The 22,312-nt window shown below is 57.7% G+C and carries 23 protein-coding genes; 3 read left to right on the top strand and 20 right to left on the bottom strand.

The window, feature by feature from the left end:
* Nucleotides 1-66: 66 nt before the first annotated feature.
* From B5G34_RS01985 to B5G34_RS01960, 6 genes are all read right to left on the bottom strand, one after another.
* Nucleotides 67-492: a winged helix-turn-helix domain-containing protein gene (locus tag B5G34_RS01985; RefSeq protein WP_087333757.1), complete on the bottom strand. Its 426-nt coding sequence runs from the start codon at nucleotides 490-492 to the stop codon at nucleotides 67-69.
* Nucleotides 493-553: 61 nt separating this feature from the next.
* Nucleotides 554-934, bottom strand: coding sequence for a metal-dependent transcriptional regulator (locus tag B5G34_RS01980; protein ID WP_087333755.1), 381 nt, complete (start codon nucleotides 932-934; stop codon nucleotides 554-556).
* The gene (locus B5G34_RS01975) at nucleotides 924-2,426 is read right to left on the bottom strand and encodes an ABC transporter ATP-binding protein (protein WP_087333753.1); all 1,503 of its coding nucleotides are present in this window, start codon (nucleotides 2,424-2,426) and stop codon (nucleotides 924-926) included. The genes B5G34_RS01980 and B5G34_RS01975 overlap by 11 nt, the downstream gene beginning before the upstream one ends.
* A gap of 12 nt (nucleotides 2,427-2,438) precedes the next feature.
* Complete coding sequence (locus tag B5G34_RS01970; RefSeq protein ID WP_087333751.1) at nucleotides 2,439-3,170, bottom strand: energy-coupling factor transporter transmembrane component T; 732 nt, start codon at nucleotides 3,168-3,170, stop codon at nucleotides 2,439-2,441.
* Nucleotides 3,170-3,757 carry an MptD family putative ECF transporter S component gene (locus B5G34_RS01965; protein WP_087333749.1) on the bottom strand — a complete coding sequence of 196 codons (588 nt, stop codon included), beginning with the start codon at nucleotides 3,755-3,757 and terminating at the stop codon, nucleotides 3,170-3,172. The genes B5G34_RS01970 and B5G34_RS01965 overlap by 1 nt, the downstream gene beginning before the upstream one ends.
* Nucleotides 3,758-3,881: 124 nt before the next feature.
* Nucleotides 3,882-4,499 carry a TetR/AcrR family transcriptional regulator gene (locus tag B5G34_RS01960; RefSeq protein ID WP_087333747.1) on the bottom strand — a complete coding sequence of 206 codons (618 nt, stop codon included), beginning with the start codon at nucleotides 4,497-4,499 and terminating at the stop codon, nucleotides 3,882-3,884.
* A 126-nt stretch (nucleotides 4,500-4,625) separates the two neighbouring features.
* On the opposite strand from B5G34_RS01960, the gene B5G34_RS01955 reads away from it, so the two are divergent.
* Complete coding sequence (locus tag B5G34_RS01955; RefSeq protein ID WP_087333746.1) at nucleotides 4,626-6,377, top strand: ABC transporter ATP-binding protein; 1,752 nt, start codon at nucleotides 4,626-4,628, stop codon at nucleotides 6,375-6,377.
* Nucleotides 6,370-8,094 (top strand): ABC transporter ATP-binding protein, encoded by a 1,725-nt coding sequence (locus B5G34_RS01950; protein WP_087333745.1) that lies wholly within the window; start codon nucleotides 6,370-6,372, stop codon nucleotides 8,092-8,094. The genes B5G34_RS01955 and B5G34_RS01950 overlap by 8 nt, the downstream gene beginning before the upstream one ends.
* Here the strand turns inward: B5G34_RS01950 and B5G34_RS01945 are convergent.
* From B5G34_RS01945 to B5G34_RS01925, 5 genes are all read right to left on the bottom strand, one after another.
* Nucleotides 8,089-8,508: a winged helix-turn-helix domain-containing protein gene (locus B5G34_RS01945; protein WP_087333744.1), complete on the bottom strand. Its 420-nt coding sequence runs from the start codon at nucleotides 8,506-8,508 to the stop codon at nucleotides 8,089-8,091. The two genes, B5G34_RS01950 and B5G34_RS01945, sit on opposite strands and share 6 nt — an antisense overlap.
* Before the next feature lie 68 nt (nucleotides 8,509-8,576).
* Nucleotides 8,577-8,945, bottom strand: a complete 369-nt coding sequence (locus B5G34_RS01940; RefSeq protein WP_087333743.1) for a metal-dependent transcriptional regulator — start codon at nucleotides 8,943-8,945, stop codon at nucleotides 8,577-8,579.
* Between the two features lie 31 nt (nucleotides 8,946-8,976).
* Nucleotides 8,977-10,368: an ABC transporter ATP-binding protein gene (locus tag B5G34_RS01935; RefSeq protein WP_087333742.1), complete on the bottom strand. Its 1,392-nt coding sequence runs from the start codon at nucleotides 10,366-10,368 to the stop codon at nucleotides 8,977-8,979.
* Nucleotides 10,365-11,057 carry an energy-coupling factor transporter transmembrane component T gene (locus B5G34_RS01930; protein ID WP_087333741.1) on the bottom strand — a complete coding sequence of 231 codons (693 nt, stop codon included), beginning with the start codon at nucleotides 11,055-11,057 and terminating at the stop codon, nucleotides 10,365-10,367. Before B5G34_RS01930 ends, B5G34_RS01935 begins: the two co-directional genes overlap by 4 nt.
* Nucleotides 11,054-11,656, bottom strand: a complete 603-nt coding sequence (locus B5G34_RS01925; RefSeq protein ID WP_006573090.1) for an MptD family putative ECF transporter S component — start codon at nucleotides 11,654-11,656, stop codon at nucleotides 11,054-11,056. Before B5G34_RS01925 ends, B5G34_RS01930 begins: the two co-directional genes overlap by 4 nt.
* Before the next feature lie 190 nt (nucleotides 11,657-11,846).
* On the opposite strand from B5G34_RS01925, the gene B5G34_RS01920 reads away from it, so the two are divergent.
* The gene (locus B5G34_RS01920; RefSeq protein ID WP_087333740.1) at nucleotides 11,847-12,806 is read left to right on the top strand and encodes an AraC family transcriptional regulator; all 960 of its coding nucleotides are present in this window, start codon (nucleotides 11,847-11,849) and stop codon (nucleotides 12,804-12,806) included.
* 23 nt (nucleotides 12,807-12,829) lie between these two features.
* Here the strand turns inward: B5G34_RS01920 and B5G34_RS01915 are convergent, their stop codons facing one another.
* From B5G34_RS01915 to B5G34_RS01875, 9 genes are all read right to left on the bottom strand, one after another.
* Nucleotides 12,830-14,593 carry an ABC transporter ATP-binding protein gene (locus B5G34_RS01915; protein WP_087333739.1) on the bottom strand — a complete coding sequence of 588 codons (1,764 nt, stop codon included), beginning with the start codon at nucleotides 14,591-14,593 and terminating at the stop codon, nucleotides 12,830-12,832.
* 16 nt (nucleotides 14,594-14,609) lie between these two features.
* Nucleotides 14,610-16,403 (bottom strand): ABC transporter ATP-binding protein, encoded by a 1,794-nt coding sequence (locus tag B5G34_RS01910; protein WP_087333738.1) that lies wholly within the window; start codon nucleotides 16,401-16,403, stop codon nucleotides 14,610-14,612.
* 58 nt (nucleotides 16,404-16,461) lie between these two features.
* Entirely contained in the window at nucleotides 16,462-17,079 is a 618-nt protein-coding gene (locus tag B5G34_RS01905) for a TetR/AcrR family transcriptional regulator (protein WP_087333737.1), read from the bottom strand.
* Nucleotides 17,080-17,261: 182 nt separating this feature from the next.
* Nucleotides 17,262-17,492, bottom strand: coding sequence for a hypothetical protein (locus B5G34_RS01900; RefSeq protein WP_087236158.1), 231 nt, complete (start codon nucleotides 17,490-17,492; stop codon nucleotides 17,262-17,264).
* 57 nt (nucleotides 17,493-17,549) lie between these two features.
* A complete protein-coding gene (locus tag B5G34_RS01895; protein WP_087333736.1) occupies nucleotides 17,550-19,658 on the bottom strand; it encodes a heavy metal translocating P-type ATPase in 2,109 nt (702 codons plus the stop codon).
* 57 nt (nucleotides 19,659-19,715) lie between these two features.
* Entirely contained in the window at nucleotides 19,716-19,976 is a 261-nt protein-coding gene (locus B5G34_RS01890) for a DUF6110 family protein (RefSeq protein ID WP_087236630.1), read from the bottom strand.
* 217 nt (nucleotides 19,977-20,193) lie between these two features.
* Nucleotides 20,194-21,075, bottom strand: a complete 882-nt coding sequence (locus tag B5G34_RS01885; RefSeq protein WP_087236154.1) for an AraC family transcriptional regulator — start codon at nucleotides 21,073-21,075, stop codon at nucleotides 20,194-20,196.
* Nucleotides 21,076-21,113: 38 nt separating this feature from the next.
* The gene (locus B5G34_RS01880; RefSeq protein ID WP_087236152.1) at nucleotides 21,114-21,362 is read right to left on the bottom strand and encodes a heavy-metal-associated domain-containing protein; all 249 of its coding nucleotides are present in this window, start codon (nucleotides 21,360-21,362) and stop codon (nucleotides 21,114-21,116) included.
* Nucleotides 21,363-21,489: 127 nt separating this feature from the next.
* Nucleotides 21,490-22,305, bottom strand: coding sequence for a class I SAM-dependent methyltransferase (locus B5G34_RS01875; protein WP_087333735.1), 816 nt, complete (start codon nucleotides 22,303-22,305; stop codon nucleotides 21,490-21,492).
* Nucleotides 22,306-22,312: the final 7 nt, after the last annotated feature.

Here is a 22,312-nt window from a genome sequence, read left to right as displayed (position 1 = left end):
ACCTCATCAATTAAAACCTTCGGTTTCAAACCAGTGGTTTTAATATAGCACAAAAGAAGCGAACAGTCAATAGTCTCCGCTAACTATCTTATATCCACTCCGAAAGACGGTTTTGATATATATAGGATGTCTGGGATCCTCCTCCAGTTTCTTTCTCAGCCGCCAGATGGTATTCTCCACAGAGTTTGTCCCGTGCAGATATTCCTCGCCCCAAGCGGCCTCATAGAGCTGCGCTTTGGAGAACACATACCCTGGTGAACTGGCCATGCAGTAGAGCATGGCATACTCCCCATGATTGAGCTCCACTTCCCTGCCGGCCATGAGCACCCGGCGTTGCTCGTGATGGATCTCCAGATCCCCGATACGCAGCACGGAAGCAGACTGCTCGACAACATCGATCATCTCTGCCCTTTTACCCTTCAGCGCATCCATGATGGTCTGGAACACGCTACCGTCCGGATCGGCGGCCCGGATAACGATAATTTCATCCACGATTTCACCCCCAATGGCAAAGGGAGGCGGCCGCCTGCACGGCCTCCTCCCTTTGCTGTGCTTACGATTCTGTTTTCGCGGCGGCTTTCAGCCTCTCGAAACTTTCATCACTGATGACGTGCTCGATCCGGCAGGCATCTTTCTCAGCGGTTTCCGGGTCCACACCTGCTGCAATTAGGCGCTCGGTAAAGAAACGGTGCTTTTCGTAGATCTGCTCCGCCACTTCCCGGCCCACATCGGTCAAGTGCAGGAAATAGTCGCTGTCCATCGTCAGGAAGCCCCCGTCCCGCAGGGTCGCCACCGCATGGCACACGCTTGGCTTGGACACCTCCATGTGCCGGGCGACATCCACGGAGCGCACCATGCCCGTCTTCTTATGGAGAACAAGTATGGCCTCCAAGTAATCCTCACCGGACGCGTACAGTTTTTTATCAGGAGGCATTGCACGCACCATTTCCTTGCTCGTGGGAGAAGAAAGCCCGCAAGAGACTCACTGCATCCCCGTCCATCGGCCGATGCCACAGCACCTTGCTCCCCTGAATGAACAACAGGTAGGTGCAGCATTTATAAATGAGTTCCGGGTCATGTGTGATCAGAAACAGGCACTTTCCCATCTCTTTTAGGTGGTTTAAGTTGTCCGACACCTCCAGCATATGCCGGTAATCCAATCCGCTGGTAGGCTCGTCAAATATCAGGATCTTTTTGCCCGAAGCTACTGCACTGCCAATCGCCACCCTCTGTTTTTCACCACCGGACAGGGACATGGGGTGCAGTTTTATTTTGTCCAGCAGGTCAAGGCTGTTCAGTATCTCCTTGGCACGGGTCGTATCCGCTTTCTCGTCTTCGCCGCCCATACTGAGCAGCAACTCGTCCAGCACATCTTCCGTAAATAGCTGGTGGTTTACATCCTGCATAACCATATAGGAGATATGCCTGCGTTGCTTTGCGTCATAGGGGACCCCATCCATTTCAAGCACACCTTTTGCTTTTTTATCCAAGCCGCACAGACACCGGGCAAAGGTGGATTTTCCCGCACCGTTATTCCCGATGATGCCAATGATCTCCCCTTGGGGCAGGGTCAGGTCTGGAATATCCACATTGAGGGGGCCGTGCTTTTCATAGGAGAACTGGAACCCCTTGATATGTAGTTGCGGAGCGGCCGGTTTGGGAGCGGCCTCTGGGGGCAGATGGAATGGGTCCAGTGCCCGCAGCCCCATTCCCTGCAATTTATCGGGCGGTAATTTTTGGAATTCTGCCCCGGTAAATTCTTGTACAATACTTCCGTGCTTCATGTAGAGAATTCGGTCTGCATAGGGAACAAGATAATAAAGCCGGTGTTCCGCGACGATCACCGTCTTTTTCTCGGACTGCCAGTGCCGGATCACACCAATTAAATCTTCGATGGTGGCAATATCCAGGTTGGAGGATGGCTCGTCCAGCACAAAGATGTCCGGGTGGATTGCGTCGGCAGAGGCGCAGGCGATTTTCTGTTTTTCTCCACCGGACAGGGCAAATAAGCTCCGATTCAGCAGTTTTTCCAGCTTGAGACTATGAACAGTTTTTTCCAGACGTTCCCTCATTTCCGAGACCGGCAGAGCCATGTTTTCACACCCAAAAACGATCTCGCTGGTAGTATCTACATTGTAGAATTGCGTCCTTGGATTTTGGAATACAGATCCTACCCGCTGTCCGATTTGATAAAGAGGATAGTTTTTTAACTCTTTCCCATCTAAAAGAACTTGCCCAGTCAATTTCCCGCCGTAGTAATGCGGAATCAGGCCGTTGATCAGCCGGGTCAGCGTCGTCTTGCCGCAGCCGGACTCTCCACAGAGCAGGATGGTTTCGCCATCCCGGATTGTTAGGTTGATATGGCTCAGGTTGTTCTCGGTTTCTCCGCTCTCATAAGTAAAGGAAACATCTTTCAATTCGATCACAGTATCACCTCCTTACCATGGACTGAAAAAGTATGTAGAGAGTAGCGCAGTTCCGGCGATCAGTACCGTCAGCAGGTCCCAGCCGGTAAAACCGACCTTTGTGATATTGGTGCGCCGGACCGGGTTATCCAGGCCGCGGGTCAGGGCCGCCGCAGAGAGATCATCCCCGATTTTGACCACCGAGATCATCAGGGGAATAAAACGGTATTCAATCAGGGCCGCGGGGTTTTGCCAGAATTTCTTTGTCCCGAACTGGACCTCCCGCATCCGCATGGCGTCCTTGATGGCGGCCGATTCCTCCTGCATGGTAGGGATAAAACGAAACAGGACGGAGAGCGGAATGGTGATCTGCCGCCCAATATGCATCCTGCCCAGCGCGGTAATGCACTCGCTGGCTGTAGTAGATTTGATGATGTAGGCCCCCATCACAAAGGCCGGAAACAGCCGCAGGACCAGCCCTACCAGCAGAACTACCAGCATATTGACGATCATCGGGAACTGTACCGAGTTCTGGATAGCCTGCACAAACAGCCCCGCTGCGAACAGGCAAAAGAACACGGTTGCCGTCTTATACTGCCGGTTAGTCAACAGCAGGATAAAAGGGATCATCGCCACCACAATCATAAAAGCGGTGTGGCTGTATAGAAATTCTGCGGTAGCGACAACGGCCATCAGCAGCAGCTTGGTTCGTGGGTCCAAGCAAAAGCCTGTTCTGTTTTCAATAACCGCTTGAAGCTGCTCCATTACACAATGCCAGCTCTCTCAAAGTGTTTTTTCAACATTTTATGCCCCAGCAGCGCGCCCAGAATACCGCCCACAAACAGTAGCGCAAAGCCCACATACAACATCCAGGAAGGCATCAGGGATTGCAAGGTGTTTGCGTACTGATCGCCCATAGAGGTGTGGATGTTTTCCCAATACGCTTCGCCGGCAAACCAGAGATTGGCGGGGCAGCCCATGATACCGAGGCAAAAGCAGGCATAGCTCAGAACAGTGACCTTGAATTTCTGATAGCCGCCGATTTTGAGCACGACATCGCTTAGAATGCCGCCGAGCACCCAGCCGAGCAGGCCGATCCAGCCGTAGCCGATCAGATAGAAAAAGATGCCGCCGATGATACCTGTGATGGTCAGCATACCAAACTTCTGAATCTTGGTATAGTAAAGCATCATAGGAATGCCGCAGACGATGGGCCAAATTATGAACAGGAACGGGTAGACCACCGGCAGTGCGGTAAGCAGGCCGACAACAAAGAAAATAACAAGGGTCATGGCTGTGTAAATGCCAACATTGATTAGGTCTTTACCTGTGAGCTTTTTTGTGGTTTCCATTATTGAATATGTCCTTTCTGAAAAGAATTGAGTGTTGCAATACCCCGCGCAAAGGGGACACTGCGGTTTCACCTCCATGTCGTTTAGTTAGTGGATGCTAACTATTGTGCAAAAATTTTGGGGATCAAATCCCCAAAATTGTCTGCCATCCGGAGTTAAAAAAGGATACAAGCGTATGGGCGTATTTCAATGCTGCCTCTTTTGGAAAATCGTGCATGACTACTTCCGCCAGGGATGCAAAATACGAATGGAGCAGAATATGCCATTCCTCTTCTGCCAATTCGCGGACCTGGATACCCCGGGATCTCAGTTCCGCAAAAAATTTCAGCGTGACCTGGGTTTCCAGACAGACAACATCATCCAAAAAGGAGGAATACCGCGTGCCCTCCGCCCGCATAAGAAGTAGCCGGAACACATCAAAATGCTCATAGATGTATTCGATAATGGCCGACAGCGTTTTCTCCGACAGTTTCCAGAGGGATTTCAAGTCATCTGTCTTTGCCAGTTCCATGTGCTCATTTACCGATGCCTCGTAGATGGCCTTGACTTCCTGGACAACAGGCTCCACCAGCGCGCCAAACAGAGCCTCCTTATCTTCAAAGTGGTTATAAAAAGCTCCGTTGGTCACATGGGCGTCCTTGCAGATCTCCCGGATGCTGGCCCGCTCAAAACCATATTCCAGAAAGTGCTTTTGGGCGCAGAGCAAAAGATTTTCGTGGGTCTGCTGAAAGTCTCTTGACATTTGCTGTCCCTCCGTCCTATACTAAAATTACACTGTAATATTACGCTGTAATTTAGATTTTAGCACAGGGTACTTGAAATTGCAATACCCTCCTTGTATTTTTTGTGGCCTGAAAGGAGGCTGGTTATGAAGTCGAAAGAAGCGGGAACAATTCGTCAGCTCTTTGCTTTTGTGGGAGAGAGCAACGGTAAAATGCGTCTCTCCATCTTCCTGGCTGTCTTGGGAGAACTGTTTGGCATGGGCCCGTTTTTAATGGTGGCTGTCCTCGCGGACGCCTTGTACCAGGGGACTGCAACGCCCACGCTGGTATTGTTTCTCTGCGGAGGCTCCGCAGTTTGCCAGATCATAAAAATGCTGCTTACCTGGCGGTCTTCCCTAATGTCCCACAAAATTTCCTTTACCATACTGAAAAATATCCGGGAGGCCATTACGGACCGGATGGCGAAGGTCCCCATGGGTGTCATGCTGGAAACGCCCACCGGAACTTTCAAAAATCTGATTGTGGACAATGTGGCGAAGCTGGAGGACTCCATGGCCCATTTCATGCCGGAACTGCCATCCAACATCGCCGCACCTCTGTGCAGTATTCTCCTAATTTTCCTGTTGGATTGGCGGATGGGGCTGGCTGCACTGGTGACAATTCCACTGGGAACCTTCTTTTTTGCTGCCATGATGCGTGGTTACGGACCTCGCATGGAGAACTATATGCGCTCCGCCAATGAGATGAACAGCGCCTTGGTGGAGTATGTCAACGGCATTCAGGTCATCAAGGCGTTCAACCGATCCGCAGCTTCCTATGGAAAATATGCTGATTCGGTCTGTTACTTCCACGACTCCACCATGGCATGGTGGAGCCAATGCTGGCTTTGGAACGCAGCAGCCCGGGCTGTTCTACCCTCTACGCTTTTGGGGACCCTTCCAGTGGGAGCGTGGCTCTATATGGAGGGAGGTCTTTCTCTCCCTGTCTTTCTGGTAGCTCTGGTAGTGCCTCTGGGTTTTATTGCGCCGCTGATGAAGGTCTCCGAGGCCATGGAGCAGGTCAGCATGATCAAGGGTAATCTGGAACAGGTCACTGCCTTTTTGAAGACGCCGGAACTTGTTCGCCCCACGAAGTCCGCAGAACTTGGATCACAGGGCTTCCAATTTGAGGATGTTCGTTTTGCTTACAACGAAGCCGAAGTCCTCCACGGTATCTCATTCCAGACACAACCCGGTACCATGACAGCCATTGTCGGTCCATCCGGCTCCGGGAAGTCCACGATTGCCAAACTGATGGCCGGCTTTTGGGATGCGACCTCTGGTACGGTCCGTTTTGGCGGGCAGGATATTCGCAGCATTCCGTTCGGACAGCTTATGAGTGAGATCAGCTATGTGGCCCAGGACAATTTTCTCTTTGACAAATCTATTCGGGAAAACATCCGTATGGGAAACCCTGATGCCAGCGACGAGGAAGTAGAGGCTGCCGCCAAAGCCGCCAACTGCCATGACTTTATCATGCAGTTAGAACAGGGCTATGATACCATGGCCGGTGATGCCGGGGACCGGCTTTCCGGTGGAGAGCGGCAGCGCATCACCATTGCGCGGGCCATGCTCAAAAAGGCATCCGTCATCATTTTGGACGAGGCAACCGCCTATGCCGACCCTGAGAACGAGGCACTGATCCAGCAGGCCATCAGCAAACTGGTGGCGGGAAAATCTCTGATTGTCGTAGCTCACCGGCTGAATACGATCCGCAATGCCGACCAAATATTGGTTGTTTCTAACGGCGAGATTGTGGGCCGAGGCATCCAGGAGGAGCTTCTGCAAAGCTGCCCCCTTTATCGAAAGATGTGGCAGGACTACGCCGGCTCTATGGAAGGAGGCGCAGAAGATGTTTGAAATGATTCGTCGCGTCTTTAAGATTGCGGGAAACAGCCGTGGAAAAATCGTTGCAGGAATCGTCTGCAACATTCTGAAATCATTCTTCAACGGGTTTATGATGTTCGGTGTATTCTGGATTCTGGTCCATCTGGATAAACTCTCGCCGGGCATCATCGAGCAGGCTTTTGGCGTAATTCTGGGCAGCGTACTGGGCCATTTCTTTTTCCAGTGGATGTATGACCGCACCATGAGCGGGACTGGCTATGACATTTTTCGGGATTACCGTCTGGAGATTGGGGAACGATTGAAACAGGCACCCATGGGATATTTCTCAGAACAAAACCTGGGCACCATCCAGGCCATGCTCACCACCACGATTGCCGACCTGGAGGGCTACTCCATGCTGGCGATTGAGCAGATGACCAGTGGTGTGGCTATGGCTGTACTGATGTCCGTGATGATGTTCTTTTTCAGCCCGGTGATTGCGGGATTGAGCCTTGTGGGGCTGGCGCTTGGGATGCTGGTCCTGCGCTGGGTGAGGTTTCGTGCTGCTCAATATGCCCCCATTTACCAGGAGGCCCAGGAGCACCTGGTCGGTAAGGTGATGGAATACATACGGGGTATTTCGGTGTTGCGTTCTTTCTCTAAAGGTGACGAAGGACAGCGGGAAGTCCGCGTTGCGTTCCAGAAAAAATGGGATGCGGACTACGGCCAGGAAAAGGCTACGGCTGGTGTCCTCCGTTTCTATGGGCTGACCTTTAAGCTCATGAGTTGTGTGCTGATTGCGGCGGCAGCTCTGCTGTATCTGGCGGGGCAAATCAGCCTGCCTTATTGCCTGACTTTCCTGTTCTGTGCGTTTACGGTTTATTCCGATTTGGAGACAATGGGCAACAGCGCCTTTCTGAGCAAAAAGATCAATACAGAACTGGACCGACTGGAGGAAGTCACCGATATTCCAAAGATGGATACCAGCACGGAGAAACTGATTGTGTCCCACTATGGTATTTCTCTGGAACATATCTCATTTGGCTATGGGAATCGACGGGTAATCTATGATATTTCGATGGAAATCCCGGAGCATACCACCTGCGCGATTGTAGGGCCCTCCGGCAGCGGCAAGACTACACTCTGCAATCTGATTGCCCGCTTTTGGGATGTGCAGGAAGGGACAGTTCGGATCGGCGGAAAAGATGTGCGGGATTATACTGCGGACAGCGTGCTGGAATACATCAGCATGGTCTTTCAGAATGTGTACCTCTTTCACGACTCTGTGGAAAACAACATCCGGTTTGGTCGGCCGGAAGCCACCCATGAACAGGTGGTGGAGGCTGCAAAACGGGCCTGCTGCCACGACTTCATTTTGTCCCTCCCGGATGGGTACGACACGATCATCGGGGAGGGTGGCTCAACTCTCTCCGGTGGAGAAAAGCAGCGTATTTCCATCGCCAGGGCCATTTTGAAAGATGCTCCCATCATCATCTTGGACGAAGCGACTTCCAGCGTGGACCCGGAGAATGAGCAGGCACTTTTATCTGCCATCCAGGAGTTGACAAAAAACAAAACTTTAATTTCGATTGCGCACCGACTGAGTACTGTCAGGAATGCAGATCAAATTGTTGTGATAGATCACGGAAAAATCGTTCAACGAGGAAGGCACGCTGAATTATTACAAGAGGATGGAATATATCGGAAATTCTTATCTCTACGCACAAAAGCAACTGGTTGGCATCTATAATTTATTTAACTTATATCCACTCCGAAAGACGGTTTTGATGTAAACCGGATGTTTTGGATCTGCCTCTATTTTCTGTCGTAGCCGGAAGATAGTGTTTTCCACGGTATTTGTCCCATAGGGATATATCTCGTCCCAGGCCGCCGCATAAAGTTGTTCTCTGGTGTAGACGCAGCCAGGTGTCTTAGCCATACAGTAGAGCATGGCATATTCCCCGTGGTTGAGGCGGATTTCCTTTCCCGCCAGAAGGGCTTGCCGGTAAGCGGGGCGGATTTCCAATTCGCCGAGGAACAGCACAGAGGGAGCAGGAGCAGCGATGTCGATGACCTCTGCCTTTTTCTCCTGAAGGGCGTCCATGACGGCCTTGAACACGCTGCCGTCTGGGTCAGCGACTCGGATAACGATAATTTCTTCCATCGGATGCTTATCCCCCTTTTACGCAAAAAGAGAGAGGCCGCAAGCACGGCCCCTCTCCTTTGCTGTGCTCAAGATTTTTGCTCAGACACCGCTTTGAGGCGCTGAAAACTCTCATCGCTGATGACGTGCTCCATCCGGCAAGCGTCCCGTTCCGCCGCTTCCGGGTCTACGCCGGCTTCAATCAGCCGGTCGGTAAAGAAGCGGTGCTTTTCATAGATCTGCTCTGCCACTTCCCGCCCCACATCGGTCAGGTGCAGGAAATAGTCGCTGTCCATTGTCAGGAAGCCCCCTTCCCGCAGGGTCGCCACCGCATGGCACACGCTGGGCTTTGTGACCTCCATGTGCCGGGCCACATCCACGGAGCGCACCATGCCCATCTTCTTATGGAGAACAAGGATGGCCTCCAGATAGTCCTCGCCGGATGCGTGCAATGCCATGCGTGAGCCTCCTTCCGTTGTATTGCAAATACTATTGGAGCCGTTCCTTTGGCGCCCACTCCGCCGTTTGGGCGCCGCTCTCCCGCAGGAACTCCCCGTCATGGGTGATGACCACCACGCACAGCCCCTGTTTTGCCAGCTCCCGGAGGAGCCTGCTCACCTCCAGCATGTGGGCGTAGTCCAGACCACTGGTGGGTTCGTCGAAGATCAGCAACTCTTTTCCACTGAGGCAGCCGTCCACAATAGCCAGGCGCTGCTTCTGTCCACCAGAGAGCGCCAACGGGTGCGCCTGGGCGTACTGGGCCAGATCCATCCGCTCCAGGATGGCCAGAGCCTCCTGCTCTGTGGCTGTACTGCCCAGCCGCGCTTCCGCCAGCACGCTGTCCCCAAAAAGCTGGAGGTTCACATCCTGCATGATGAGGAAAGCCTTTCGCCGTCGTTCCTTTCGGCCCATGGGGCTTCCGTCCCACAGGATCGTCCCGGCCTGCTCTTTCATCAAACCGCACAGGCATCGGGCCAAAGTGGTCTTGCCCGCCCCGTTGTGACCGGTAATGGCTGTGATCTGTCCCCGGGGTGCGGTAAAGGACACATCCTCCCAGACTGTTCTGCCGCCGTAGGAGGCCCGAAGGCCTCGTACCGTCAGGCCACCCGTTTCCGATGACGGGTGCGGCTCCGGCAGCGGTACCTCCGTCAAACTCCGCAGATCCATGGAGCGCCGTTTCTCTTCCGTCAAAGCCAAGAACCCCGCCCCGGTGTAAATCTGCTCCAGCTGCCCTTCCCGCAGATAAAACACCCGGTCAGCCAGGTCTGCGGCATACCACAGTCGGTGCTCCGCCACCAGGACGGTTTTCCCCGCTGCTTTCAGCCGCCTCAGAATGTCCCGCAGTTGACGGATGCCTTCTCCGTCCAGATTGGAGGAGGGCTCATCCAACACAAACACCTCCGGTCCCATGGCCCATGCGCTGGCACAGGCGATGCGCTGCTTCTCCCCGCCGGACAGAGCAAAGATATTCCGATCCATGAGCGGGCCCACGCCGCAGACCTGAACGGCGGAATCCAGGGCCTGGGACATTTCCTCCCGAGAGGCCCCCCGGCTCTCCAGGCCAAAGAGCACCTCGCCGGTGGTGTCCAGATTGAAGAACTGAGACTTGGGGTTCTGAAACACGGAGCCCACGGTTTGCGCCAGCTCCCACAGGGGCGTCCCGGCCACATCCCGACCGTTGACTGTGACGGTGCCTTCCAAAGTCCCGCCTCCTCCATGCTGGAGCAGCCCGTTGATGAGCTTGATGATCGTGGTCTTGCCGCACCCGCTCTCACCGGTGAAAAGGATCAGTTCTCCCGGTTCTACGGTAAAAGAGCAGTCCCGAAGGCTGGGCTCCGTCTGCCCCTCATAGGTGTACGTCACATGGTCGAAGGTGATCACGGGAGCACCCCCTTGCAGCAGATCCCACCCACGCACAGGGCCAGGAACAGCAAAGTCACGGCCGCATCTTGAACATGAAATCCGATGGGCCGCCAGGAGGACATTTTCCCCGGATGCTCAATGCCCCTGGCGGTGGCCGACTCGCTGAGTTCCTCCGCTGTCTGGGCCGCCCCCATGAGCATGGGGACATAGACACACGCCAATTTTTCCTCCAGGCCGTGGATCCGGCGCAGGGCCATAGCGTCCCGGATATGCCGGAAGTCCTGGCGGAGCGCCGGCAGAAAACGGAGGGTCACCGCCAGAGTGATGGAAAAGCTCCGGGGCGCCCCCAACCGCTCCAGAGCGGCCATGAACTGGCTGACGCTGGTGGTGGCAATGATGTAAACCCCGCCGGCAATGCAGGGAAAGACCAGAAGGAAATAGGTCACTGTGGCAAAGACCGTGGCAAGGGAGCCGGGCAGCAGCGGCAACAGCCAGAACTGCACTGCCACGATGACCAGGTAGACAAGCAGCAGGCCCGCCAGCATCTTTCCCTTCCGCTCCAGCAGGAATAGGCCGAAGTAGGCCAGCATCACGGCGACGCGGAACACCGCCGGAGCCCAGGTGAATACCACCACATTGGCCAGCAGCCAAATCAGGATTTTGGTCCGTGGGTCCAGAAAGGAACCGCGGGCAGCCTGCGCCCTCATTGTGCCAGCCCGGCCTTGACGAAGTGCTTGCGCATGAGCTTCATGCCCAGCAGGGCGCCCAGGATGGACCCCACCAGGATACTCAGCACGATGATCCCGAACACCGGCCAGGTCAGCAGGCCCTCCATGGTGGCCATATAGCCGGCATCCATCATCTGGGCGGCATACTCCAGATAGCTCTCTTTGGTGAACCACAGGGGCAGGAAGTCCCCGATGAATCCAAGATTGAAGCAGAAGAAGCCCAGCACCAGCCAGCTCTTCTGCCTGAACTGCCCGGCCCGCAGGCACAGCTCACACAGAAGTCCGCCCACCAGCCCGGTGATGGGGAACATCCATGTGGCGGCTACCAGCACCACGCCGGTGACCAGGCTGGTGAGCAGAAAGGGACCGTTCTTTCGCACCTTGGCAACCATCAGCATGAACACCGGCCCAATCAGGATGGCGTCGATCAAGTGGGTGGCAAACCACACATAGGGACTGACGCCGCCCACCAGCATAAAAACAAAGCGGATGGCGATGCACACCGCTCCCAGTGCGCCGGCGGTGATGGCGTCCTTTGCTGTCAGTTTCCGTTTTCCCTGTTCCAATGATTGAGACATGTTTCTGTTCCTCCTGTTTCTAATCGTTAGTTATTGCTAACCATGGGACAGAATAGCACATCTCTCTGCCTGTCACCAACTCCATTCCGGCGTTTTGGCTCCAAACAGCATTTGATTTTCCTTGTCCCATTGACGGCCTGCTCCCGGTTCGATACAATCAGAGCAAGAGAACACAACGGAGGAAACGCCTATGTCCAACCTGTCACAGCTCTTTGATGCCGGACGTTTCCCCGGCGGCGTGGAGGTATGTCCCGACGGGAAGGCCGCCGTGATGACACTCCGCGGATCGGAAAACGGCAGTCTGCGGCTGTTCTCCCTGTGGGAAGGTGTGATCCTCTCCTTCAACCGGATTGATACCCAGGTCTGGCCTCTGGCGCAGGCCGAGGCAAACAATATCCTCCTTCTGAATTTCTGTCAGAAGGGCCGCTGTGAGGTGGCCCTGGATGACGGCCAGTTCGCCTTTCTCTCCCAGGGGTATATGGCTGTGGGGACACAGCAGGCCCAGGAGGAATATTGCTATCCCGGAAGTCTCTATGAGGGGATCGAACTGTTTCTTGATCTGGATGCGCTGTCCCGGCGGCCCTATCCGCTCTTTCAGGAGAGTGAGGTCAGCCCAGAGGAGATCATGGAGCATCTGCACACCCACCGCCGCCTGTATCTGGCCTCTACTCCGCCCACCGTTCAGACGGCGCTGGATGAACTGTGGCAGCTGCGGGATTCCCAGGAACTGGGTCTGATCAAGCTGCTCTCCGCCCGGCTGCTCTGGGAAGTGAAGCGCCAGCCTGTGGAGGCCAGTCCGTCGTTCCGCTACTTCACCCGCTCCCAGGTGGCCATTGCCAGGGAAACCCGGGAGATCCTGTGCGCCGATTTGAGCCGGAACTACACGGCGCGGGAGTTGGCAGAGCGGTTTCAGGTGAGCGAAACCAGCCTGAAAAACTACTTCCGGGGCGTGTTCGGGGAAAATCTATCCATCTTCCTGCGGGAGGCACGGATGCGCCGGGCGGCAGAGCTGCTGCGGGACACCGAACTGCGGGTGGCCGAGATCGCGGCACAGGTGGGCTACGAAAATCAAAGCAAATTCGCGGCGGTCTTTGCCAGGCAGTTCGGCTGCCCACCGCTGGAATATCGCAGAAGGGCACGGCTCGATTGAGCCGTGCCCTTTTCCGTCCGGTTTCAGAAAGGTTCTGCCTCCGCACCGTTCAGCCGCCACTGGGCGCTCTCGCTCTGGAGCTCCACCATGCGGCGGTAGAGGCCGCCCTGCTCCATCAGCTCCGCCGGGGCGCCCTGCTGGGCCACATGGCCGTCATCCAGCACCACGATGTGGTCGGCTCCCGCCACGGTACGCATCCTGTGGGCGATGACCAGCACCGTCTTGCCCTGAAGCAGACGGGAAAGGGCCCCCTGTACCTTTGTCTCGTTTTCCACGTCCAGGGAAGCGGTTGCCTCGTCCAGCAGGACGATGGGTGCGTCTTTTAGAAGTGCCCGGGCGATGGAGATCCGCTGCCGCTCCCCGCCGGAGAGTTTGGCGCCATTCTCCCCAATGGGCGTGTCATAACCCTGGGGGAGCCGCTCCACAAATTCATCGCAGTTGGCGGCCTTGGCAGCGGCGCGTACCTCCTCGTCCGTAGCGCCGCGCTTGCCCAGGCGGATGTTCTCCATCACCGTGTCGTCAAAGAGAACCACATCCTGGAACACCATGGAGTAGTCGGTAAGAAGTACCTCCGGGTCCACCGTGGAAATGTCCACGCCGCCCACGGTAATGCGGCCGGCCGTAATATCCCACAGGCGGGCGGCCAGACGCGCACAGGTGCTTTTGCCGGAGCCGGATGGCCCCACCAGAGCTGTGACTTCTCCCTCTTTTGCGGTGAAACTCACGTCACGGAGCACCTGTTTCTTATCGTAGGCGAATCCCACATGGTCAAAGATAATGTCGTGGCCCTGAGGCCGGAAGGTCTCCGCCCCTTTGGCGATAGGGGTTTCGTAGATCTCGTTGATGCGGTCGGCAGATACTTGGGAGATGAACATTTCCGCGATAAGAGCCAGGCTCTGGTCGAAGGGGGCGTACACCCGGGTGATGACCAGCAGGAACAGGAACAGCACCATGAAGTCGATCTGTCCGGACAAAATCAGGCTGGCTCCCGTCAGGATGGTAGTCGCTACGCCCAGGCGCATGATCACGCTGGCGGCATTGACAAACAATCCGGTGGTGAGTTCGCCCCGGATGGTGACTTTTTCGTGCTGGTCGATCTTCTCATAAAGACCGGCCAGATACCGCTCCTCCTGGTTGGCAGCCCGTATCTCCCGGACATTCTCCAACGCCTCCTGGATGCCGTCTGAGACCCGAAGGGCGGCTTTTTTTGTCACTTCGGAGTTTTGGGCGGCGATTTTCCGGCTGCCGAACAGCAGCCCAAAGGCTACCGGCACACCCCAAAGGCAGGCGATCATCAGCCGCCAGTCGTAGAAGAGCAGGCACAGGGCGATGATGGCAGTGGAGATGTAGGCCCCGTACAGGTATCCCAGCACATGGCTCCACACGTGCTCCATCCGGTTTACGTCCCCCATGATGGTTTCAGTTAAGTCCGCCAGGTCCCGCTTACCGAAGTAGCCCAGGGGCAACTTCCGCAGCCGCTCCGCCAGGCGCAGGCGGGTGGTCTTGACCTCACCGTACACCAGGCCGTAGGTGGCCCGGTACTGCTGCAGGTGGGTCACAAAGGACAGCAGGACGAACCCCACGGTCAGGACTGCCGGCAGCGCCGCCCCCGGCAGGGGCGCGCCGTCCGTCAGGGTGCCCATAAAGCCCCCCATCAGCAGGTAAAGGATGCCCATGCCGCCCATGACCACCAGGTTGGTGACGACGGTCCAGAACGCGCCGCTTTTGGTGTTTTTCAGGCCCTGGTCGGTCAGGGCGTATTTGCGCTGAAACGCTTTGCTGAACATTTCCCTTCCCCCTTTCTCACCGTTCGCTGGTGATCTTCCACTGGACCGCCCGGTTGTAGTCCGCCCACATCCTGGCATACAGCCCGCCGGCGGCAGTCAACTCCTCGTGCGTGCCCTGTTCCACTATGCGCCCCTGGTCCATGACGAGGATCCTGTCCGCCCCCACCACGGTGGACAGGCGGTGGGCGATCATGATGACCGTGCGGCCCTTCGTCAGTTGGGCAAAGGCCTTCTGAATCAGGGCCTCGTTCTCCGGGTCGGCAAAGGCGGTGGCCTCGTCCAGCACCACGATGGGGGCGTCTTTCAAGATGGCCCTGGCCAGGGCCACCCGCTGCTGCTCTCCGCCGGAGAGGTAGGTGCCCTCTGTACCGATCACAGTGTCCATGCCCTTTGGCAGCTTTTCCAGAATGTCTCCGCACTGGGCGGCCATGAGGGCGGCGAGCACCTGCTCCCGGGTGGCCTCTGGCCTTGCGGCCCGGACGTTCTCCAGGATGGAGGTCTTGAACAGCCGGCTGTTCTGGAACACAAAGGCAATCTGATCCATGAGCGCGTGGGGGTCCATGTCCCGCACATCCACGCCGCCCACAAGCACCGCGCCGGAGGACACGTCCCAGAACCGGGGGATCAGGCTGGCGGCGGTGGTTTTGCCGCCGCCGGAGGGGCCCACCAGGGCCACGGTCTGTCCCGGCTCTACTGTAAAAGACACATGGCTGAGAGCGGGCGTCTCTGCCCCGTCGTAGGTGAAGCTCACGTCCCGGAACTCTACCCGGCTGCCCTGAGGCGCCCTGGGGCGCTCTGGTGCTTTCAGCTCCGGGGCCTCCATGACCATGCGGATGCGGCCCAGGGCGGTGCCGGCCAGCATGATGCCGGAGGAGGCGAACATGATCCGGGCCAGCGCCGTGGAGATGATGGCGGAGAACACCGCGTAAAAGGCGAAGTCTGTCACGAACCCGGCAAAGCTCCCGGTGGCCAGGGCTCCCGGGGCCAGGAACAGGGCCGCCGGAACCAGGAACACGAAGGCCCCCTCGGTGACGCTCAGGTTGATGGACTGGGGCGTCCGGCACACGTCCGCCTGATAGTGCTCGGCCTTGGCGCTGTACTCCTCAATGGCCTGCTGGAACGCCTTGAAGGAATACACCGTCTGCTGGAAGATCTTCACCACCGGGATGCCCCGGACATACTCGGTGCCCGCCTTGGTCATGCGGTCCTGGGCCGCCTGGTACTCCGCCATGATCTGGGCGTTCTTGCCCCCCATCATGGCGAACATGGTGAGGATGGAGATCACCGCCGCCAGCAGGCAGGCGCAGCCCATCCGCCAGTCAAAGACGAACATCAGCACCAGCATGGCAATAAACAGGGTGATGGTACCCACGATGTCTGCCAGATTGTGGGCCAGCAGGGTCTCGGTGTCGGCCGCCGCCGCGTCCAGCCGTCCCCGGATGAGGCCGGAGGCGTTGGCGTCGAACCAGCCCAGAGGGGCGTTCATCACATGGGCCACGCCCTGCTTGCGGATGTTGGCCGCCGTGCGGAAAGCCGCCAGGTGAGTACACATCAGGCCCAGGAAGTACAGAGCGATGCCCGCAACCGCAAAGGCGAAGGCCAGCCAGCCGTATCGGGTGACCTCCCGGGCCGCCGTCCAGTCCGGCGCCGCGGCGATCAGATCCCGGGCCGCCAGCCAGATGCAGATGTACGGCGCCATGCTCAGCACCATGGACACTGCCGACAGCCCCAGGCCCAGAAAGGTCAGCCCCCTGCGGCTCCCCGCATAGTCCAGCAGGGCGGCTATATCGTTCTTCTTCTTTTGCTTCATGGAAAAACCTCCTTTTGAAAGTTAGCAATAACTAACCAATATCCAAAAAAGACAGGGGTCATCCCCCCATCAATGTCAGCCATCCTCCGGTGTAAAACTGGCGGAACTGTTCCACGTCCCGCTGTGCCTGCTCCCGGGGCATATCGTGGACCACGATCTCAAAGAGGCCGCTGAACATCCCGCTGGCGATGATGTGGCACAGGGACCGGCTCAGTTCCGGCACATCCCACCCCAGATGCCGCAGCACTTCCATATAGCGGAGGGTGGATTCCACCTCCACCTCCACCATGTTGTGGATGAATTGCTCATAGCCGGTGCCCTCCGCCCGGCACAGGAGCAGCTTCACTGCCTGGCGGTGCTGGCAGATGTAGTCCACCATCCAGTGGACACAGTCCGAGGATTCTATCCCCATATGCTCCGGCTGCTGCTCCTCGGGCAACTCAGCAAAGGAGGTCTGGGCCTCCATGAACCGGCCCATCAGTGCCTTGGCGTGGGGTTCTACAATAGAGGCAAATAGAGCCTCCTTGCTGGAGAAGTAGCCATAGAAAGCTCCGGTAGTTACCCCGGCGTTCTTCACGATCTGCCGCAGGGAGGCCCCCAGAAAGCCCTTGTCCAGAAATTCGGTCATGGCCGCCTCCTGGATCCTTTCCAATGTGGTGGGAGTGTTCTCTTCCATTGTGGCAGCCTCCTTATAGCAGCGTTATATAACAATGCTATAGTATAGCTGTCGGATCCATTTGTCAAGAGGTGGAAGGAAATTCTCCACGGAGCACATGGAAGGAAATTCCCCAAAGAGCACGATGAGAAATGCCCCGGCGTACAACTGCACGCCGGGGCATTCGAGAATAAAATCGTTGCTTACGGTTTGCGCCGGAAAAGATACGCCGCGCCGAAGAGTCCCAGAAGAACACCGCCCAGGATCTGAAAGCCCGTTACCGCGCTCTGCATAAGCAGTACATAGCTCTGGGTGTCCATCCCACCATAAACCGAAAGATAATTTCCAATATAGGCGTTTCCCAGCGGTACTGCCAGCAACACCAGCAGCGCACCGGCCACGGCGCCAATCAGATAGAATATTTCCTTCTTCATATTCAACCCTCCGTTCAGTCGATGATGGAAATAAACTCATGCGGGATCTTCCGAACTTTACAGATCCTTCAGCACCTTTGTCGCCTGACCGGCTACCGGTAGTGCGCTCATGCTGTGAAGGCTTACTCCAAGAGTGGACAGGTTATGTAGCATGGCGGAGGTGGCCGGAGGCAGGATACCCACTATGCCCAGGCCGATGAGGGCCCCGTTGAAGCCGATGACAAAGCGGTAGTTGTTCTGGATGCGGTTCATCAGGGCCATGGCCAGCTGCCGCAGGCGCACCAGCTCCCACAGGCTGTCGGCGGCGATGGTGATGTCGGCGATCTCCCGGGCGATAGCCGCCCCGTCACTGATTGCGATACCCGCATCCGCCTCGGAGAGGGCCGGGGAGTCGTTGATGCCGTCTCCCACCATGAGGACGGTATGGCCCTCACGCCGCAGGGCGGACACATAGTCCGCTTTGTCCGCAGGGAGCACTCCGGCCCGAAAGTCGTCTACCCCCAATTCCTTGGCAATAGCGGTGGCGGTGCGGGGGCTGTCCCCGGTGAGCATGACGGCATTTTTCACGCCCAGGCCCCGCAGGGCGGAGAGCACGTCCTTCGCCTCCTCCCGCACGGGGTCGGAGATGCAGAGCACGGCGGAGAGCACCCCGTCGATGGCCAGATACAGCTGGGAGTACTCCGGGGGCAGGGCGTCGAACTTCTCCTGTTCCCCCTCCGGGATGGTCACCTTTTCATCCTCGAAGATGAAGTGGGCGCTGCCGATGCGTACCTGCTCCCCGTCCACCGAACTGGCGATGCCGTGGGCCACCAGATACTCCACCCTGGCGTGGCGCTCCTCGTGGTGCAGCTTGTGGCGGCGGGCCTCCTCCACCACGGCGTTGGCCATGGAGTGTGGGAAATGCTCCTCCAGACAGGCGGCCAGGCGGAGCATCTCCGCCTCCTCCTTGCCGTTGAAGGGGACGATCTTCGCCACCCGTGGGCAGGCGTGGGTGAGGGTGCCGGTCTTGTCAAAAACGATGGTGTCCGCCTTGGCCACCGCCTCCAGGAATTTACCGCCCTTGACAGTGATGTGCTCCCGTCCCGCCTCCCGCATGGCGGAGAGCACCGCCAGGGGCATGGCCAGCTTCAGGGCGCAGGAGAAGTCCACCATGAGTACCGACAGCGCCCGTGTCACGTTCCGGGTGAGGGCCAGGCTCAGCAGGCTCCCGGCAAAGGTGTAGGGCACCAGCCTGTCCGCCAGACTGGACGCCTTGGCCTCGGCGGCGGACTTCATCTGCTCGGAGCGCTGAATCATCTCCACGATCTGGTCGTAACGGCCCTGGCCGGTGGCCTGCTTCACCTCCAGGATGCACTCGCCCTCCTCCACCACAGTGCCGGCGTAGACTGCGCCGCCGGAATGCTTGGCCACGGGGACGGACTCGCCGGTGAGGGAGGCCTGGTTGACGGTGACCTCCCCCTCCGCCACCACGCCGTCCAGGGGGATGACGCCTCCGGCCCGAACCAGCACCCGGTCGCCGGGCTTTACCTGGCCGATGGGAACCAGCACCTCCCCGGCCTCTGTTTTCAGCCACACCCGGTCCACATGGAGGGACAGGCTCTCCGCCAGGTCGGCCACGGACTTCTTCCGCGTCCAATCCTCCAGCAACTCGCCGATCTCCAGCAGGAACATGACGGTGCCGGCGGTTCCAAAGTCCCGGCGGCATGCGGAGATGCCGATGGACAGGGCGTCCAGCAGTTCCACCTTGATTTTTCGCCGCCCCAGGCATCGAATGCCTTTGTGAAGGAATGGTACCATGTGCCAGACCACCCGGGCGATCCGCAGCGGGGCAGGCAAAAACAGGGCGGCGGCCCCCTTCATCAGCACCTTGCCCACCAGTTTTTCTTGAAACTCCCGGTTCAGTTCCCGGGTGCTGTGGCTGGGAAGGGTAACCGCTTCCTCCGCCCCGGCCCAGGTGAAGCCGCCGATAGCGGATAGCACCGTCTCCCGATCTCCCGCGTAGGTCACGATGACGCAGCCGGTGCGCTCATGGACCACGGCCTCTCTCGTCCAAGGTTGGCCCTTCAGCCAGGTCTCCAGCAGGTCTGCCTGCCGGAGGGTCATATTTTTCTGCCGGAGCCGCAGGCGCATCCGGCCCCGGCTCTCATGTACGATGGTCGCTCTCATAATCGATCTCTCCTCATGGAAAAAGGGAGCCGCTTACCGGCTCCCTTCCGCGGTTTTTCAGGCCTCCTGGCCCTCTACCTGAGCCTCGGCTTCCTTGGCGGCCCGGGCCTCGTTGATGTCCTTGGCGGCGGCCAGGATGTCGGCGGCGTTCTCCTGGACAGAGGTAACGGTCTCCATTACGCTGTCCTTCATCCGCAGGCCGGCGGCGGTAATGTGGGTATAGGCCTTCTTGGCGTCCTTGCTGGCAAGCAGCTTCACGCCGGCGGAGCCGAACAGAGCGCCGCCCACGAAGCAGGCCAGTTTGACATAGTGCTTCATCATGAGAGATTCTTCCTTTCTGCTATGTACTTATTTGCGCTTGTAGCCCGTGATCATCACCATGACCATGCAGATCACGGCGCCCCAGGCCCAGAAACGATGCTGCTTCATCAAGATCTCCTCCTATCAGGAAACAAGCTTAGCTCTTAGCGTATTTAAATAGTATAGCAGATATCCCTCTCAAGCACATCTCTGAATCGGTCAAATAGTTGCCTGTTTAGACATTTTTGCGATACTGGCCCGGTGTCAGCCCATATTGCTGCCTGAAAGCAGCGATAAATTGACTGACACTGCTATAGCCCACTGCTTTGGCCACGCCTTCCAGGCTTAGCTCGGTCGTGTGCAGCAACTCCGCCGCCCGTTCCATCCGCCGCTGGCGCAGCCAAGTATGGACCGGCAGACCGTAAAGGCGGCGGAATCCCTCCTTTACGGTAGTGGCGGAGAGACAGGCCCGGCGGCTCAAGGCCGGAATGGTGAGATGCTCGTCCAGGTGTTCCTCCATATACCGGCGGATCTCTGCTAGCGACTGGGCGACACCCCGGTCCAGCATCGGACCCAAGAGGGCTTCCGTTCTCTGTTCATCCTGGGCAGAGAGCAGATAGAGCAGTTCCACTGACTTCCACACGCACCAGCGGGCCCGCTCGCTCTGGGGCAGACGTTCCAGGTCGGCAAAGGCCGCCCGGCTCCAGTGGGTGGGCCCCTCCACGGCGCAGCCGCCCCGGCTGGTCATCCACCGCCGTACCCGGCTTGTGTCCAGGATCAAGCCGCCCAGCAGATTACATATGGTTTCCAAACTCTCTCGGGCGCCCCGGGCGTCTACCGCCACGAGAATTCCTTCCAGAGGCGCATCCACGCTGGCCCCGGTCAGATTGGAGAGATCGGTGAGACTCAGCACCTGCCGGGCGCCAGCTGTCAGGGATGACCCGTCTCGCCGGGTCAAGGTCACGGCGCCCCGCAGACAGAACAGGGTCTCAAAGTGCAGGGGGGCCAGTTGGAGAGGCAGGGGGAAAGTCCCCTCCTCCAGGGAGAACAGGCAGGCCCGTGCGCCGGGCATCACCTGAGCCCAGTCTCCCCGATCCGCCAGAAATTCCGCCAGCAAAATTCTCCCCCCTCTCCATCTGTCGGTATCCCGGCTCTTTACCGGCCGAACAGTCCCTTCTTTTCCCAAGGCTCCTTCCGGATCTCCCCCACCTCATATCCGGTGGCGGAAATGGCCGTGCGCAGGGCATCCTCGTCCAGTTCCGTCTCTGCGATCACCGTGGTCTCTTTTTTACTCCGGGACGAGGTGACCTTCTTCACCGGAAACGCCTTCCGTACCGCGTCGTTTACATGGCTTTCGCACATGCCGCACATCATGCCTTCCACATGGACCGTGTACTTCCACATCGTCTATCCCTCCACTGTTTTTAAAATTCAGTTTGCTGTTTCCAGCATATGCAGCAGCCTCAACGACTTTCGCATCACTGCCGGCATCCTGCTGGAAGATGCGTCAGGGAATGCGTTGCCATATCCATCACTTTCGCCCAACCAGCATCCGAGACTCTCCCAGCATCATCATGGCCGCCCGCCGCTGGGAACCGAACACCTCCGTGGCGGTATCCACCAGCCGCACCTCCTGAAATCCGGCCTCCCGCAGATCCTGGGCAAAGGCCTCCATGTCCCCGTACATCCGGGGCTTCATATCGTCATTCAGGGCAAATACCCCACCGGGCTTTAATACCCGCAGGGTCTCCCGCAGCAGTGCTTGCTTATCCGCGCCGGTAATATTGTGATAGACATAGTTGCTTACGACCGCGTCAAAGGTATCATCGGGGAAGTCCAGCTGATGGGCGTCCCCGTGCTGAAACCGGCACCGGGTCGCTACACCCTCACTGGCGGCGTTCTTCTCGCACATGGGCTGGCCGTAGCCGTATGCCACGCCCCAATAGTCGATACCGGTGACTTGCGCTTCCGGCCAGGTGAGGGCCGCCCGGATGGACAGGGCGCCGGAGCCGCAGCCCACATCCAGCAGCGTCCCCTTGCCATCGAAGCCCAGGTGGGCGAGCAGGCACTGGTGGGTCCGCTCCATCATCCCACCGCCGCCGAAAGCGTATTGTTTGCGTATCCAGCCGCACCAACAGAGCAGGGCCAGAAATGCTGCGGCGGCCACCGAAAAAACCGCTCCTAGCCATGGCAGCCGGAACACTGTGAAGGACAGCACCGCCAGCACAACAGATAGGGCCAGCAGACCGCCAATCATGTAAAAGACCGGGTTGGACATCCAACTTCCATAGTCCTCGCCGTGAGTACCAAGGTGGATCTCCTCATGTCGGGATTTTTCATGTTTCATCCGACCA

It is taken from the genome of Flavonifractor sp. An82 (assembly GCF_002159265.1).
GTDB lineage: Bacteria > Bacillota > Clostridia > Oscillospirales > Oscillospiraceae > Flavonifractor.
Note: the sequence above shows the minus strand (reverse complement) of the source record. Positions and strands in the feature narration are given on the sequence as shown.